This window comes from Streptomyces sp. NPDC048057 (genome assembly GCF_040653095.1).
In the GTDB taxonomy this organism is placed as follows: domain Bacteria; phylum Actinomycetota; class Actinomycetes; order Streptomycetales; family Streptomycetaceae; genus Streptomyces.
Genome location: NZ_JBEZNF010000001.1, coordinates 287,806 through 302,150, shown reverse-complemented (window position 1 = coordinate 302,150; position 14,345 = coordinate 287,806). Strand labels below are relative to the sequence as shown.

11 protein-coding genes are annotated in these 14,345 nt (G+C 71.9%); 4 read left to right on the top strand and 7 right to left on the bottom strand.

The features are described 5' to 3' along the window. Positions 1 to 38 precede the first annotated feature (38 nt). Positions 39 to 2,588 carry a serine/threonine-protein kinase gene (locus AB0E05_RS01490; RefSeq protein ID WP_361956855.1) on the bottom strand — a complete coding sequence of 850 codons (2,550 nt, stop codon included), beginning with the start codon at positions 2,586 to 2,588 and terminating at the stop codon, positions 39 to 41. 390 nt (positions 2,589 to 2,978) lie between these two features. After that, positions 2,979 to 4,685 carry a glycerol-3-phosphate dehydrogenase/oxidase gene (locus tag AB0E05_RS01485; RefSeq protein ID WP_361956852.1) on the bottom strand — a complete coding sequence of 569 codons (1,707 nt, stop codon included), beginning with the start codon at positions 4,683 to 4,685 and terminating at the stop codon, positions 2,979 to 2,981. A 464-nt stretch (positions 4,686 to 5,149) separates the two neighbouring features. Between AB0E05_RS01485 and AB0E05_RS01480 the strand changes: the two genes are divergently transcribed. Both AB0E05_RS01480 and AB0E05_RS01475 read left to right on the top strand, forming a co-directional pair. Further along, positions 5,150 to 6,391 (top strand): nucleotide sugar dehydrogenase, encoded by a 1,242-nt coding sequence (locus tag AB0E05_RS01480; protein ID WP_361956849.1) that lies wholly within the window; start codon positions 5,150 to 5,152, stop codon positions 6,389 to 6,391. A 95-nt stretch (positions 6,392 to 6,486) separates the two neighbouring features. Next, the gene (locus AB0E05_RS01475) at positions 6,487 to 7,005 is read left to right on the top strand and encodes a hypothetical protein (protein ID WP_361956846.1); all 519 of its coding nucleotides are present in this window, start codon (positions 6,487 to 6,489) and stop codon (positions 7,003 to 7,005) included. An 85-nt stretch (positions 7,006 to 7,090) separates the two neighbouring features. On the opposite strand, the gene AB0E05_RS01470 is transcribed toward AB0E05_RS01475, so the two are convergent. From AB0E05_RS01470 to AB0E05_RS01455, 4 genes are all read right to left on the bottom strand, one after another. Continuing rightward, positions 7,091 to 8,215 (bottom strand): GuaB3 family IMP dehydrogenase-related protein, encoded by a 1,125-nt coding sequence (locus AB0E05_RS01470; RefSeq protein ID WP_361956843.1) that lies wholly within the window; start codon positions 8,213 to 8,215, stop codon positions 7,091 to 7,093. Between the two features lie 132 nt (positions 8,216 to 8,347). Then, positions 8,348 to 9,850, bottom strand: coding sequence for an IMP dehydrogenase (gene guaB / locus AB0E05_RS01465; RefSeq protein WP_361530134.1), 1,503 nt, complete (start codon positions 9,848 to 9,850; stop codon positions 8,348 to 8,350). 206 nt (positions 9,851 to 10,056) lie between these two features. Beyond that, complete coding sequence (locus AB0E05_RS01460) at positions 10,057 to 10,632, bottom strand: sigma-70 family RNA polymerase sigma factor (RefSeq protein ID WP_361530137.1); 576 nt, start codon at positions 10,630 to 10,632, stop codon at positions 10,057 to 10,059. Between the two features lie 263 nt (positions 10,633 to 10,895). Beyond that, a complete protein-coding gene (locus AB0E05_RS01455; RefSeq protein WP_003948568.1) occupies positions 10,896 to 11,507 on the bottom strand; it encodes a response regulator transcription factor in 612 nt (203 codons plus the stop codon). 417 nt (positions 11,508 to 11,924) lie between these two features. On the opposite strand from AB0E05_RS01455, the gene AB0E05_RS01450 reads away from it, so the two are divergent. Then, entirely contained in the window at positions 11,925 to 12,251 is a 327-nt protein-coding gene (locus AB0E05_RS01450; protein WP_361956838.1) for a WhiB family transcriptional regulator, read from the top strand. 189 nt (positions 12,252 to 12,440) lie between these two features. Here the strand turns inward: AB0E05_RS01450 and AB0E05_RS01445 are convergent, their stop codons facing one another. Further along, positions 12,441 to 13,379, bottom strand: coding sequence for a LysR family transcriptional regulator (locus AB0E05_RS01445; RefSeq protein ID WP_361956835.1), 939 nt, complete (start codon positions 13,377 to 13,379; stop codon positions 12,441 to 12,443). Positions 13,380 to 13,459: 80 nt separating this feature from the next. Here AB0E05_RS01445 and AB0E05_RS01440 point away from each other — a divergent pair, with 80 nt between their 5' ends. After that, on the top strand, positions 13,460 to 14,167 hold the full coding sequence (locus tag AB0E05_RS01440) for an MOSC domain-containing protein (protein ID WP_361956832.1): 708 nt from the start codon (positions 13,460 to 13,462) through the stop codon (positions 14,165 to 14,167). Positions 14,168 to 14,345: the final 178 nt, after the last annotated feature.

Below are 14,345 nucleotides of genomic sequence, written 5' to 3'. Positions count from 1 at the left end.
GTGGCCCGCCCGCGACCTCTCACGATACGTGTACCCACTCAGTCCTTGGGCTTGAATGTCGCGAACGCGGTCTCCCGCAGCGTCTTGCACTCCGCGGCGTCCCACTCGCCCGCCTTGCAGGAGACCATGATCGAGTAGCCCCGCTTGGCGTCGACCTTGAAGCCGCGGTTCAGGACGCGTATGCGCTCGCCGCCCTGGTTGCGCTCGAACTCCCAGTCCGCGACGGTCGGGTAGCCGTTGTACTCGACCGCCTTGATGCCTATGTGCCGGTAGCCGTTGCTGGCGCCCTTGGTCGCGGCGACCGCGGCGGACCAGGCGGCAGCGGCGTCGTCCTTGGGACTGTTGTTGAAGTCGACCTGGACGCGGGGGAAGGCGCCTTCGGCGCTGTTGAAGATGCCGCCCGAGTTCCGTCCGGCGATGTCCGTCATGCGGAAGCCCTGGGGCATCGCCATGGTGAATCGGAACTGGTCGTTCGACACGCTCTGGTAGCCGGCGGGCACACCGCCCTTCACCGGATCCTGGCCCTTGGGCGGGGTGATGCCGGTGCCCGAACCCGAACCGCTGGGCTGGCCGCTCTGCTTGCCGGCGTCCTGGCCGGTCTCCTTGCCGCTGTCGCCCTTGGGCTGCTCCTTGGTGCCCTCGCCGCCCTTGCCCGCGCCGCTGGGAGCGGTGGCACCGGCGGACGAGGTCCGGTCGCCGCCGGTGGCGCTCTTGTCGTCGCCGTCCTCGCCGTCGAGCGTCAGGTACAGGATGACGCCGACGACCACCAGCACGATGCCGACGGCCAGGAAGACCAACGTGCGCCGCGGCACCACGTCCGTCAGCGGCGCGCGCGTGGGCGCGGCCCGCTGCACGGGCGGCTCCGCCGGCCGGGGGGCCTGCGCGGGCGTGCGGGGGCCGGTCGCGCCGTGCGCGGCGGCGGGGCGGGCGGCCTGGCCCGCCGACGCGTTGCGCACGGACCGCAGGGCGCCGCGCACCCGGTCCACGGCCGGCGCCTCCGCGCGGGGCGCGGGTGCCGGGGCGGGCGGCGGCATCACCGGCAACGCCATGGCGCGGGTGGCGTCCGCCGGAAGCACGGCCTCGTCGGGGGCGTTCACCACGCCGGTGAGCAGCGCCCGGGCGCCCGCGTCGTCGAGCCGCTGCTCCGGGTCCTTGGCGAGCAGGCCGTAGATGACCTCCTCCAACGGACCGGCCTTCTTCGGGCGGTCCAGCGGCTCGGTCATGACGGCGGTCAGCGTCGCGATCGCGGACCCCTTGTCGTACGGCGGGGCGCCCTCGACCGCCGCGTACAGCAGGCCGCCCAGCGACCACAGGTCCGCCGCGGGCCCGGGCCGGTGGCCCCGCGCCCGCTCGGGCGAGATGTACGAGGGGGCGCCGACGAGCATGCCGGTGGAGGTGATGGAGGGGTCGCCCTCGACCTGCGCGATGCCGAAGTCGGTGAGCACGACGCGGCCGTCGTCCGAGATCAGGACGTTGGACGGCTTCACGTCCCGGTGCAGGATGCCCTCGCGGTGGGCGGAGCGCAGCACGTCGAGGATGGCGAGGCCGACCTCGGCGGCCCGGCGCGGCGTCAGCGTGCCGTCCTCGCGGATGACTTCGGCGAGGGACTTGCCCTCCACGAGCTCCATCACGATCCACGGCCGGTCGTCCTCGTCGACGACGTCGTACACGGTGACCGCGCTGGTGTTGCGGATCCGGGCGATCGCCTTGGCCTCGCGGAGGGTACGGGTGATCAGCCGCCGCTTCTCGTCCTCGTCGATGCTGGTGGGGAAGCGCAGCTCCTTGACGGCGACGGTCCGGCTGAGCGTTTCGTCCACGGCGCGCCAGACGGTGCCCATGCCGCCGCGGCCCAGAACTCCGCCGAGCCGGTAGCGCCCGGCGAGCAGCCGCCCCTCGCTCTCCTCCGTCCCGGAACTCCGCCCGGACGCCCCCGCCTTGCCCGCGGACCTGGCGCCCGAACCCTTAGCAGCTGCAACTTTCCCGCTCGGCGCCTTCTCGCCCCGGGCCTTCTCCCCCGTGGCCCTTCCGTCTTGCGCCTTCTCTCTCTGCGCCAACTCGCCCTGGGACTTTTCAGCCCGGGTCCTTTCGGTCTGGGTCCGACCGGCCCGGGCCTTCTGGCCGGCTTCCGCCGTGCCCGTGCCCTTGTCGCCCGCCCTCTTGTCGCCGGCGCCCGACGTGCCCGCGTCGGGCTTCTCGGCGGCGTCGCTGGATGCACCCTTGGCGGGCCGGGTCGCTCGGGCCGCCGAACCGCCTTGGGCCGCTGCCCCCTTGGCGCCGGCCGGACGCACCGCGGAGTCGGAGGGGGACTCCGGCTCGGACGCGGTCTTCGACGGCTCGCCGGACGCCTGACGGGGCACCCGCCCGGCCGTCTTCTTCGGCGCGTTCTCGCCCTTGGCCGGGCCGGAACCGGCCCCTGTGGCCGCGGCGCCGTCACCGTCCTTGTCGTCGCCCTGGTCCATGGCCGCACGGCCGACCGCATCCGACGTCGACTGGTCGTCGCGCTTCCCGCCGGGCTCGACCGCCGCCGCAGTCCCGTGCTCCTCGGAGCCGTCCCGCTGGGGCTTCCGCGACTGCTCTGCCTCCGACATGCGTCCCCTCTGCGATCCCTGGTCTTCGCCCGCGCCTGCCGCTCCCGCGCGATGCGGTAACACGCCCTGGCAGAGCTTTCATTGTCCCTCACTGCGGGACTGGCGCGTCTTCCGGGTCCGTCACGCGCCCGGGGTGGTGGCGAGGGTAGTACGGAAGACACCGGGCGCCCACCATGCCACCGATCCTCGCGAAGCTCACCGTCCGGATGGTCACACCCCGATGAACTCTCCACGCAGCGGCGCCCGGTTCACCCCCGAACCACCAGGGTTGTCCAGGAGGGACAGGAGGGGCACCAGCCCGCCGGGCTCGTCAGGCCCGTCGGGCTCGGCGGACTCGGCGGACTCGGCGGACTCGGCAGAACGCGTCGGCAGGGGCGCCCTCCGGTCGCGTCACAGCGGCACGATGTCCGGCGCCCCCAACCTCGCCGCGTCCGCCGTCAGATCGTCCGGCTGGCGCTGCGACTCCCGCTCCGCTTCGACGCGCTTTTGGTAGTGCTCGACCTCCTTCTCGATCTGCTTGGCGTCCCACCCCAGCACCGGGGCCATCAACTCGGCGCACTCGCGCGCACAGCGGGTGCCCCGGTCGAAGGTCTCGATGGAGATGCGGGTCCGCCGGGTCAGCACGTCGTCGAGGTGGCGGGCGCCCTCGTGCGAAGCCGCGTACACGACCTCGGCACGCAGATAGTCCTCCGCGCCGGCGAGCGGCTCGCCGAGGCCGGGGTCCTCGGCGATCAGGGCCAGCACCTCCTGGGCGAGCGATCCGAACCTGTTCAACAGGTGCTCGACGCGCACGACGTGGATGCCGGTCCGCGCCGCGATCCTGGCGCGGGCGTTCCACAGCGCGGCGTACCCCTCCGCGCCGACCAGGGGCGTCTCCTCGGTGACGCAGGCGGCCACCCGTTGGTCCAGGCCGTGCACCGCCTCGTCCACCGCGTCCTTGGCCATGACGCGGTAGGTGGTGTACTTCCCGCCGGCGACGACGACCAGCCCGGGAACCGGGTGGGCGACCGTGTGCTCGCGGGAGAGCTTGCTGGTGGCGTCCGACTCGCCGGCGAGCAGCGGGCGCAGCCCCGCGTACACCCCCTCGACGTCGTCCCGGGTGAGGGGGACGGCCAGCACCGAATTGACGTGCTCCAGCAGATAGTCGATGTCGGCGCTGGACGCGGCCGGATGGGCCTTGTCGAGGTCCCAGTCGGTGTCGGTGGTGCCGACGATCCAATGGCGGCCCCAGGGGATCACGAAGAGGACGGACTTCTCCGTGCGCAGGATCAGTCCGGTGGTGGAGTGGATGCGGTCCTTCGGCACGACGAGGTGGATGCCCTTGGAGGCGCGGACGTGGAACTGGCCGCGCTCGCCGATGAGCGCCTGGGTGTCGTCCGTCCACACACCGGTGGCGTTCACGATCTGGCGGGCGCGGATCTCGTACTCCCCGCCGCCCTCGACGTCCTGGACTCGGGCCCCCACGACCCGCTCGCCCTCGCGCAGGAAGCCGATGACCCGGGCGCGGCTGGCGACGTGGGCACCGTACGTGGCGGCGGTGCGCACCAGGGTGGCCACGAAGCGGGCGTCGTCCATCTGCGCGTCGTAGTACTGCAAGGCGCCGACCAGGGCGTCCTTCTTCAGGCAGGGGGCGACGCGCAGGGCACGGCGCCGGGAGAGGTGGCGGTGGACCGGCAGGCCGCGGCCGTGGCCCGAGGAGACCGACATCGCGTCGTACAGCGCGACGCCGGATCCCGCGTAGAAGCGCTCCCAGCCCTTGTGCTGGAGGGGATAGAGGAACGGAACCGGCTTCACCAGATGGGGCGCCAGCCGCTCCAGCAGCAGACCGCGCTCCTTCAACGCTTCGCGGACGAGCGCGAAGTCCAGCATCTCCAGATAGCGCAAGCCGCCGTGAATGAGCTTGCTGGATCGGCTCGACGTGCCCGAGGCCCAGTCCCGGGCCTCCACGATCGCGGTCGAGAGCCCTCTGGTCACCGCGTCGAGCGCGGTGCCCGCGCCGACGACGCCGCCGCCGACCACCAACACGTCCAGCTCCCGCTCGGCCATTGCGGCGAGCGCCTGCGCGCGCTCCTCGGGTCCCAGTGTCGCTGTCCTCACTGCGTGCCTCCCGTCGCCCCCGTCTGTCGTGCCCGGGCCCGGAACCCGGCCCCGGCGTCGCCGGGGCCTCGTCCACGGACGCCCGCGTCCCGTGCGCGCGTCCAAGTCCCGTACTGCACGCGCGCGGCCCGCACGTCCCTGCGCTCATCGCGCGGACGTACGCACCGTGCACCTGCCCGCACGGGCCCGGCCCATGTGCCGCACGCCCGACCGACCGGGCGGACGACACGGCCCACTGCTGCGCCCACCTCCGGGAATCCGCCCCGGTGGCCCGGCTCACAACATCGATTCTGTCCGCACTCGCCGACTTCAGCCACCGCCTGTGGATAACACTCGGTCGGCCACGCGCGCGCAATGCCGCATATCGGTCATATTTACGCCTAGTCTGACATTGCGCCCGCCCATTCCGCCCACAGGGCTTGCGCCAACGCCCGTCATCGGTTAAGGGAAGGACGGCCAACGCCATGCCCGCAGATCTCGCCGTCATCGGACTCGGTCACTACGGTCTGCCGCTGGCCCAGGCCGCCGTGGCCGCCGGAATCCAGACCATCGGCTACGACACCGACCCCCGCCAACTCACCGAACCCGCGGCCGGCCGCACCCCCGCCGACATCCGCCGCATGGTCTCCAACGGATTCCGGACCGTCGCCGACCCCGCCGAACTCGGCCGGGTCCGCACCGCGGCCCTCTGCGTCCCCACCCCGCTCGGCGCCGACGGCAACCTCGACCTCACCGCCCTCGCCGACGCCGCCCGCGCCCTCGCCGCCCACCTGCGCCCCCACACCACCGTCCTGCTCGAATCGGCGGTGCAACCCGGCACCACGGAGGGCTTCCTGCGCCCCCTCCTCGAAGAGGGCTCCGGGCTGCGGGCCGGCCGGGACTTCCACCTCGCGCACTCCCCCGGACGGGTGGACCCCGGCAGCCGCACCCACGGCTACGCCAACACCCCCAAGGTCATCGGCGGACTCACCCCCGCCTGCACCGAAGCCGCCGCCGCCTTCTACGGCCGGCTCAGCGACAAGGTCGTCCGTGCCCGCGGCCCCCGCGAGGCCGAGACCGTGCAGGTCCTGGAGACCAACTTCCGCCACGTCAACATCGCGCTCGTCAACGAGATGGCGATCCTCTGCCACGACATCGGCGTGGACCTGTGGGACGTCGTCCGCTGCGCCGAGACCAAGCCGTACGGCTTCCTCGCCTTCCGCCCCGGGCCCGGCGTCGGCGGCCACGGCGTCCCGATCGACCCGGGCGTCCTGCCCCGCCCCGGCCGCACCCCCGGCCCCCCGCTGCGGATGGTGGGCCTGGCGCAGGAGATCAACAACCGGATGCCCCAGTACGTCATCCAGCGCTGCGCCACCCTCCTGAACGAGCACGGGAAGTCCGCCCGCGGCGCGCGCGTGCTGCTGCTCGGCGTCACCTACCGGCCCGACATCGCCGACCTCCAGGGCTCCCCCGCGACCGAGATCGCCCGCCGCCTGATGGACCTCGGCGCCTCCGTCAGCTACCACGACCCGTACGTCCCCGGCTGGCACGTGCACGAGCGGCCCGTGCCCCGCGCCGACTCCCTCTACGAAGCCGCGTCCGGCGCCGACCTGACGGTCCTCCTCCAGCACCACCGCACCTACGACCTCCAGGGGCTGGCCGTGAAGGCGCAGCTCCTCCTGGACACCCGCGGCGCGACCCCCGTCGGCGCCGCACACCGACTGTGACCGGTAAATGCCGCGGCGCTGTCGGTGGCCGCTGTTAACCTCCCGAGCATTGCCCCGCACGCCCGTGCGGGAGCCAGTCTTGGGGGGATCCACCGATGAGCCAGTCCGTTCCACCGCCGTCCGGCAACCCGTTCGGGCAGGGCCCCGACGGGCAGGGGCCCCAGGGCGCGCCCTTCGCGCCGGGCGTCCCGTTCGCCCCGGCCCCGATGCCCGTGCGCCGCAATCCGGGCCTCGGCATCGCAGCCGGCGTCGCCGCGGCCCTGGTGGCGACGATCGCGTACGGACTGGTCACCGGCTCCTTCGAGCGCGATTTCGGCTTCGCCGCACTCGGTGTCGGCGCCCTGATCGGCTTCGCCGCCAACAAGGCCGGTGGACGCCACCCGCTGTTGCCCTTCATGGCCGCCGTGCTGGCGCCTGCCGCGGTCTACCTGGGTCAGCTCATAGGGCTCTCGATGGTCCTGGCCGAGTTCTTCAAGGTGTCCTTCAGCGAGGTCTTCTTCGAGCAGTTCGGCGCGGTGCGGGACGCCTGGAGCGAAGAGGCGGACTTCGGGACGTACAGCTACATGATCGTCGGCGCCCTCATCGCCTTCGGCACCGCCAGGCGCAGCGACTGACCGACGCCCGCGCGCACGGACAGCACGAGGGCCCGTGGTGGACCGGATCGGTCCACCACGGGCCCTCGCCCGCCCATGGGCGGTGTCAGCGCGAGTGCTGGGAGTCCGCGACGGTCACCTCGACGCGCTGGAACTCCTTCAGCTCGCTGTAGCCCGTGGTCGCCATGGCGCGGCGCAGGGCACCGAAGAAGTTCATCGAGCCGTCCGGGGTGTGCGAGGGGCCCGTCAGGACCTCCTCCGTCGTCCCGACGATGCCCAGGTCGACCAGCTTGCCGCGCGGTACGTCCTCGTGCGCGGCCTCCATGCCCCAGTGCCGGCCCCGGCCGGGCGCGTCCGTCGCCCGGGCCAGCGGCGAGCCGATCATCACGGCGTCCGCACCGCAGGCGATCGCCTTCGGCAGGTCGCCGGACCAGCCCACGCCGCCGTCGGCGATGACGTGCACGTACCGGCCGCCCGACTCGTCCATGTAGTCCCGGCGGGCGGCGGCGACGTCGGCCACCGCGGTCGCCATCGGCACCTGGATGCCCAGCACGTTGCGCGTGGTGTGCGCGGCACCGCCGCCGAAGCCGACGAGCACGCCCGCCGCACCCGTGCGCATCAGGTGCAGGGCCGCCGTGTACGTGGCGCAGCCGCCGACGATCACGGGGACGTCCAGCTCGTAGATGAACTGCTTCAGGTTCAGCGGCTCGGCCGCGCCGGAGACGTGCTCGGCGGAGACCGTGGTCCCGCGGATCACGAAGAGGTCCACCCCGGCGTCCACCACGGCCTTGGAGAACTGCGCCGTGCGCTGCGGGGAGAGCGCCGCGGCGGTGACGACGCCCGAGTCGCGCACCTCCTTGATGCGCTGCCCGATCAGCTCCTCGCGGATCGGCGCGTCGTAGATCTCCTGGAGGCGGCGGGTCGCGATGTCGGCCGGCAGCTCGGCGATCTCGTCCAGCAGCGGCTGCGGGTCCTCGTACCGCGTCCAGAGCCCTTCGAGGTTCAAAACGCCCAGACCGCCCAGCTCGCCGATCCGGATCGCGGTCTGCGGGGAGACCACCGAGTCCATCGGGGCGGCCAGGAAGGGCAGGTCGAAGCGGTAGGCGTCGATCTGCCAGGCGATCGAGACCTCCTTCGGGTCCCGCGTGCGCCTGCTCGGTACGACGGCGATGTCATCGAACGCGTACGCCCGCCGCCCGCGCTTGCCGCGCCCGATCTCGATCTCAGTCACCTGTTTGGGCCTTTCCCTCTGTGTCAGCGTCTACCAGTATCCCCGACTCATGCCGAAGGGGCGGTGCCGGGCGGCCCTGGGGACCGCTCCGCACCACCCCTGTGCTCATGCGCGGGGAGTGCCGGCGCGCGCCTACTTCCTGCTGTAGTTCGGCGCCTCGACCGTCATCTGGATGTCGTGCGGGTGGCTCTCCTTGAGGCCCGCCGAGGTGATCCGGACGAACCGGCCGTTGGCCTGGAGGTCGGGCACGGTACGGCCGCCGACGTAGAACATCGACTGGCGCAGTCCGCCCACCAGCTGGTGGACGACGGCCGACAGCGGACCCCGGTAGGGCACCTGGCCCTCGATGCCCTCGGGGACGAGCTTCTCGTCCGAAGCCACGCCCTCCTGGAAGTACCGGTCCTTGGAGAAGGAGCGCTGCTCGCCGCGGGACTGCATCGCGCCCAGCGAACCCATGCCGCGGTACGACTTGAACTGCTTGCCGTTGATGAACAGCAGCTCGCCCGGGGACTCCTCGCAGCCGGCGAGCAGGGAGCCGAGCATCACCGTGTCGGCGCCGGCGACCAGCGCCTTCGCGATGTCGCCGGAGTACTGCAGGCCGCCGTCGCCGATGACCGGAACGCCGGCCTCCTTCGCTGCGAGCGACGCCTCGTAGATCGCGGTGACCTGGGGAACGCCGATGCCGGCGACGACGCGCGTGGTGCAGATCGAGCCCGGGCCGACGCCGACCTTGATGCCGTCGACACCGGCGTCGATCAGGGCCTGGGCTCCGTCGCGCGTGGCGATGTTGCCGCCGATGACGTCGACGTGGGACGCATTGGACTTGATCTTGGCGACCATGTCGCCGACCAGCCGGGAGTGGCCGTGGGCGGTGTCCACGACGATGAAGTCGACGCCCGCCTCGATCAGGGCCTGGGCGCGCTCGAAGGCGTCACCGGCGACGCCGACGGCGGCGCCGACGAGCAGCCGGCCGTCCTTGTCCTTGGCCGCGTTCGGGTACTGCTCGGCCTTGACGAAGTCCTTGACCGTGATCAGGCCCTTGAGGACGCCCGCCTCGTCGACCAGCGGAAGCTTCTCGATCTTGTGGCGGCGCAGCAGCTCCATGGCGTCCACGCCGGAGATGCCCACCTTGCCGGTGACCAGCGGCATCGGGGTCATGACCTCGCGCACCTGACGGCCGCGGTCGGTCTCGAAGGCCATGTCGCGGTTGGTCACGATGCCCAGCAGCTTGCCGCTCGGGTCGGTGACCGGGACGCCGCTGATGCGGAACTTGGCGCAGAGCTGGTCGGCCTCGGCGAGGGTGGCGTCGGGGTGCACCGTGATGGGGTCGGTGACCATGCCGGACTCGGAGCGCTTCACCAGGTCGACCTGGTTGGCCTGGTCGGCGATGGAGAGGTTGCGGTGCAGCACGCCCACGCCGCCCTGACGGGCCATGGCGATCGCCATCCGCGACTCGGTGACCTTGTCCATGGCCGCGGAGAGCAGCGGGATGTTCACCCGTACGTTCTTCGAGATGTACGAGGAGGTGTCGATCTGGTCGGGAGCCATGTCCGAGGCGCCCGGCAGCAGCAGCACATCGTCGTAGGTCAGCCCGAGTGTCGCGAACTTTCCGGGCACTCCGTCGACGTTGGTCATGACACCTTCCCCAAATGGCCTTGATCGGTGCGGATGTCCATGCTAACGGCCCCGGGGACCGTCTCATTCCACGATCAAGATCACCCGGCGGGTTTGTGCGTTGACACACATCCGCTACGGAGGGGTACGGAGGAAGGCGCCGTGCGACTCAGCCCCGGCGCACAAGGGGGCGGCCCGGGCCCTACCCGGACCGCCGGTCGCGGGGGCTACTGGCCGGCCAGGGCGCGCAGCCGGCTGAGCGCACGGTGCTGGGCGACCCGTACGGCACCGGGCGACATGCCCAGCATCTGCCCGGTCTCCTCCGCGGTCAGCCCCACCGCGACCCGGAGCACCAACAGCTCGCGCTGCGTCTCAGGAAGGTTGGCGAGGAGCTTCTTGGCCCACTCCGCGTCACTGCTGAGCAGGGCGCGCTCCTCGGGGCCGAGGGAGTCGTCGGGGCGCTCCGGCATCTCGTCGGAGGGCACGGCCGTCGAACCCGGGTGACGCATGGCGGCGCGCTGGAGGTCGGCGACCTTGTGGGAGGCGATGGCGAAGACGAACGCCTCGAAGGGGCGGCCGGTGTCGCGGTACCTCGGCAGGGCCATCAGCACGGCGACGCAGACCTCTTGGGCGAGGTCTTCGACGAAGTGCCGCGCATCGCCGGGCAGGCGGCTCAGTCGGGTGCGGCAGTAACGCAGCGCGAGGGGATGGACGTGCGCGAGGAGATCGTGCGTGGCCCGCTCGTCTCCGTCGACGGCACGGTGAACGAGGGCACCGATCACCGTGCTCTTGTCGTCACGCATCGGTCCATGGTGCCTCGGTGTCCGTTGTTCCGTGGCACCGCGTCCCATGTTGTGCACCGAAGCGTTATGAGCAGGTGCGCTGGAACTCATCTCCTGCGCCCTCCCCTTCCGCTCGACCGACTCCCCGAGGAACTCCACATCTCAAGGATGCGGCATCGCGCGGGAAACGGGCGCCCGAAGCGGTCCGTCTCCCCGCCCACCACCGTAAGGCGAGCGGGGTTCACGACACCTTCGGGGGACCCGGGCCCCGCCGCGGCGCGTCCTCAGCGCACCAGACCCCAGCGGAATCCGAGCGCGACGGCGTGCGCCCGGTCCGATGCGCCGAGCTTCTTGAAGAGCCGGCGGGCGTGGGTCTTCACGGTGTCCTCGGAGAGGAACAGCTCGCGGCCGATCTCCGCGTTCGACCGGCCGTGGCTCATGCCTTCGAGCACCTGGATCTCCCGCGCGGTGAGCGTGGGCGCGGCGCCCATCTCGGCCGAGCGCAGCCGGCGCGGGGCGAGCCGCCAGGTGGGGTCGGCGAGGGCCTGGGTGACCGTCGCCCGCAGCTCGGCGCGCGAGGCGTCCTTGTGCAGATAGCCGCGGGCGCCGGCGGCGACCGCGAGCGCGACGCCGTCGAGGTCCTCGGCGACCGTGAGCATGATGATCCGGGCGCCCGGGTCGGCCGAGAGCAACCGCCGTACGGTTTCGACGCCGCCCAGGCCGGGCATGCGCACGTCCATCAGAATCAGGTCCGAGCGGTCCGCGCCCCAGCGGCGGAGGACTTCCTCGCCGTTGGCCGCGGTCGTCACGCGCTCGACGCCGGGCACGGTAGCCACCGCACGGCGGAGCGCCTCTCGGGCAAGCGGGGAGTCGTCGCAGACGAGGACGGATGTCATGACTGACCTCCGTGGCTCTCGCAGCTGATGCGCGTCACCTTGAGCCTCCAGGCTGGGTACGTATCGTCACCTGAGCGGTTGAACGCCCTCGGACATGTGCCCGAGCGCTCGTTCCTTCAACCGCCTCGACCTACCAACGACGGTCACTCGAAAGAGTTACGGGTTTCGCAGCCTTCTTCCGCATCTCGCCCGGAACCGCGTGTCCAGCAGGTTTACCCGGAGGCAATGCCCCATTTAGATGCTTTTTCTTCACTTTGGGTAGTGTCTGGGGCTAGATTCGCAATGAATCATATTTACATCTACTTAGATAGTAGATGTACGGTCGTGGGGCATGGTGCGGATGCCTGATGCGGCCCGTATCGCTCACCCGCACGACCCGACCGGATCCACTCAGCACGGTTTCAAGGGGCAAGCGCTATGGCAGATTTCTCCCGCCTTCCCGGACCCAACGCCGACTTGTGGGACTGGCAGCTCCTCGCGGCCTGCCGTGGGGTGGACAGTTCGCTCTTCTTCCATCCCGAGGGCGAGCGGGGTGCTGCACGGAGTGCGCGCGAGAACTCGGCGAAAGAGGTCTGCATGAGGTGCCCGGTACGCGCGGAGTGCGCGGCACACGCACTGGCGGTCCGAGAGCCGTACGGCGTGTGGGGCGGACTGACCGAAGACGAACGTGAGGAGCTGATGGGGCGCGCACGCCACCGGCTGGTCCCGGCGACGAGCGGCGCACCGGGGGCGCGGCACGACTGACCCGCCGCCCTCCCGGAACATCGCAGAAACGTTTCTCTGCGTCCCCCCGTGGACCCTGACCGCCGTCACCGACGGCGCCGGACCACCGGGGTGGACCACAGGGAGTTACCCGGAGGGGGACGGACAGGCCGGGGGACGGGGCGGACGCGTGCCCGGACGGGCCTGGAGGGTGTCCGACCCGGGCCGCGGTCAGCGGGCGGCGGCCAGGGTCAGCTGGTCGAGGGTGGCGGCCACCGCCGGCACCTGGGAGAGGTCGGGGAGGGTGAGCGCGACGATCTCACGGGCCACCTCGGGGGCGAGGGTGACGGCCACGACCCCCTTGGGACGTACGGACTCCAGCGCCAGCTCGGGCAGCACCGCCACGCCCAGGCCCGCGCCGACGAGCCCGACCACCGCGGGGTAGTCGTCCGTGGCGAAGTCGATGCGCGGGGTGAAGCCGGCGGCCTCGCAGACGTCGACGAGCTGTCGGCGACAGCGCGGACAGCCCGCGATCCACGGGTCGTCGGCGAGGTCCCCGATCGAGACCGTGCCCGCCTCGGCGAGCCGGTGGCCGTCGGGGACGAGCGCCACGAGGCGGTCGGTGAGCAGGGGCCGTACGACGAGGTCGTCCCACTCGGTCTCGGTGCGCTCGGCGCCTCCGTCGCGCTCGCCGTCGGCCGCGGCCGGGGCGGCGTCCCCGTACCGGAAGGCCAGCGCCACGTCGCAGTCGCCCTCGCGCAGCATCTCGACGGAGCGCGGGGGCTCGGCGTCCACGAGGGAGACCCGGGTGCCGGGGTGGGCGGCCCGGAGCGCGGCGAGGGCGGCGGGCACGAGGGTGGAGCTGCCGCTGGGGAACGAGACCAGGCGCACCCGGCCGGCCCGCAGACCCGCGATGGCCGCGACCTCCTCCTCCGCGGCGGTGAGCCCGGCGAGGATGCCGGTCGCGTGGCGCACCAGCGCCTCGCCGGCCTGCGTCAGCCGCATCTCGCGGCCCGTGCGGATCAGCAGGGGGGTGCCCGCGGAGCCTTCCAGGGCCTTCATCTGCTGGCTGACGGCGGGCTGGGTGCAGCCGAGGGTCCGGGCGGCGGCGGAGAAGGAACCGGTGCTGGCCACGGCGCGGAGCACTCGGAGGTGACGTGCCTCGATCATGCTTCAAATATAAGAGACGCTTGGATCCCGGGCGACTAATCGTCTCGAACGTTTGAGACCGTGGGGTTTAGCGTGGGGACATGAAACTACTGACCGTGAACGTGGGCCGTGCGAAGACCGTGGAGTACACGAGTACGCCCAGTGGTCTCACCGGCATCGACAAGCAGCCGGTGGACGGGCCGGTGCGGGTGGCCGACCCCCAGGACCGCGGGCGGACCGACGGCGGCGGCAGCGGGCTGGACGACGACGCGGTCTGCGACCCGAAGAGCCACGGCGGCACGCACCAGGCCGTGTACGCGTACGCCCGGGAGGACCTGGACCGCTGGGAGCGGCGGGTGGGGGCGCGGATCGGCAACGGAGCGTTCGGCGAGAACCTGACCACCGTCGGGCTCGACGTCTCCGGGGCGAAGATCGGCGAGCGGTGGCGGATCGGCGACCGGGTCGTCCTGGAGGTCACCAGCGGTCGCGTGCCGTGCCGGACGTTCGCGGGGTGGATGGGGGAGCTGGGGCTGCCGGAGAAGGGGTGGGTGAAGGAGTTCACCCAGCAGGGGGAGCCCGGGGCGTACCTGAAGGTCGTCGAGCCGGGTGAGGTCCGCGCCGGCGACCCGATCGAGGTGGTGCACCGGCCGGATCACGACGTGACGGTCACCGTCGCCTTCCGGGCCCAGACGGTCGAGCGCTCGCTGCTCCCGTCGATCCTGGTCGCCGGGGACGCGCTCAACCCCGACCTGGTGAAGCTGGCCCGGGAGTACCTGGCCAAGTACGGGGGCGAACAACTCCCGGCGTAGGGCGTTGCGGAAGACCGCAACTCTCGGTCCAGGGGGCAATCAACCGAGGGCTTAAGGGATCTGTCGGGGATTCAGGGCGGTCGGCTCAGGGACGGATGGGGGCTCGTCCCTGATGACCTGGTGGCGGCGGTTTGCCACGCTGGTCGTACGTTCCGGACGGGGCTCGGACGACGACCGC

Coding starts and splice junctions, on each gene's coding strand:
- AB0E05_RS01490 (WP_361956855.1), bottom strand. CDS start 2,588: ATGTCGGAGGCAGAGCAGTCGCGGAAGCCCCAGCGGGACGGCTCCGAG.
- AB0E05_RS01480 (WP_361956849.1), top strand. CDS start 5,150: ATGCCCGCAGATCTCGCCGTCATCGGACTCGGTCACTACGGTCTGCCG.
- AB0E05_RS01475 (WP_361956846.1), top strand. CDS start 6,487: ATGAGCCAGTCCGTTCCACCGCCGTCCGGCAACCCGTTCGGGCAGGGC.
- guaB (WP_361530134.1), bottom strand. CDS start 9,850: ATGACCAACGTCGACGGAGTGCCCGGAAAGTTCGCGACACTCGGGCTG.
- AB0E05_RS01460 (WP_361530137.1), bottom strand. CDS start 10,632: ATGCGTGACGACAAGAGCACGGTGATCGGTGCCCTCGTTCACCGTGCC.
- AB0E05_RS01455 (WP_003948568.1), bottom strand. CDS start 11,507: ATGACATCCGTCCTCGTCTGCGACGACTCCCCGCTTGCCCGAGAGGCG.
- AB0E05_RS01450 (WP_361956838.1), top strand. CDS start 11,925: ATGGCAGATTTCTCCCGCCTTCCCGGACCCAACGCCGACTTGTGGGAC.
- AB0E05_RS01445 (WP_361956835.1), bottom strand. CDS start 13,379: ATGATCGAGGCACGTCACCTCCGAGTGCTCCGCGCCGTGGCCAGCACC.
- AB0E05_RS01440 (WP_361956832.1), top strand. CDS start 13,460: ATGAAACTACTGACCGTGAACGTGGGCCGTGCGAAGACCGTGGAGTAC.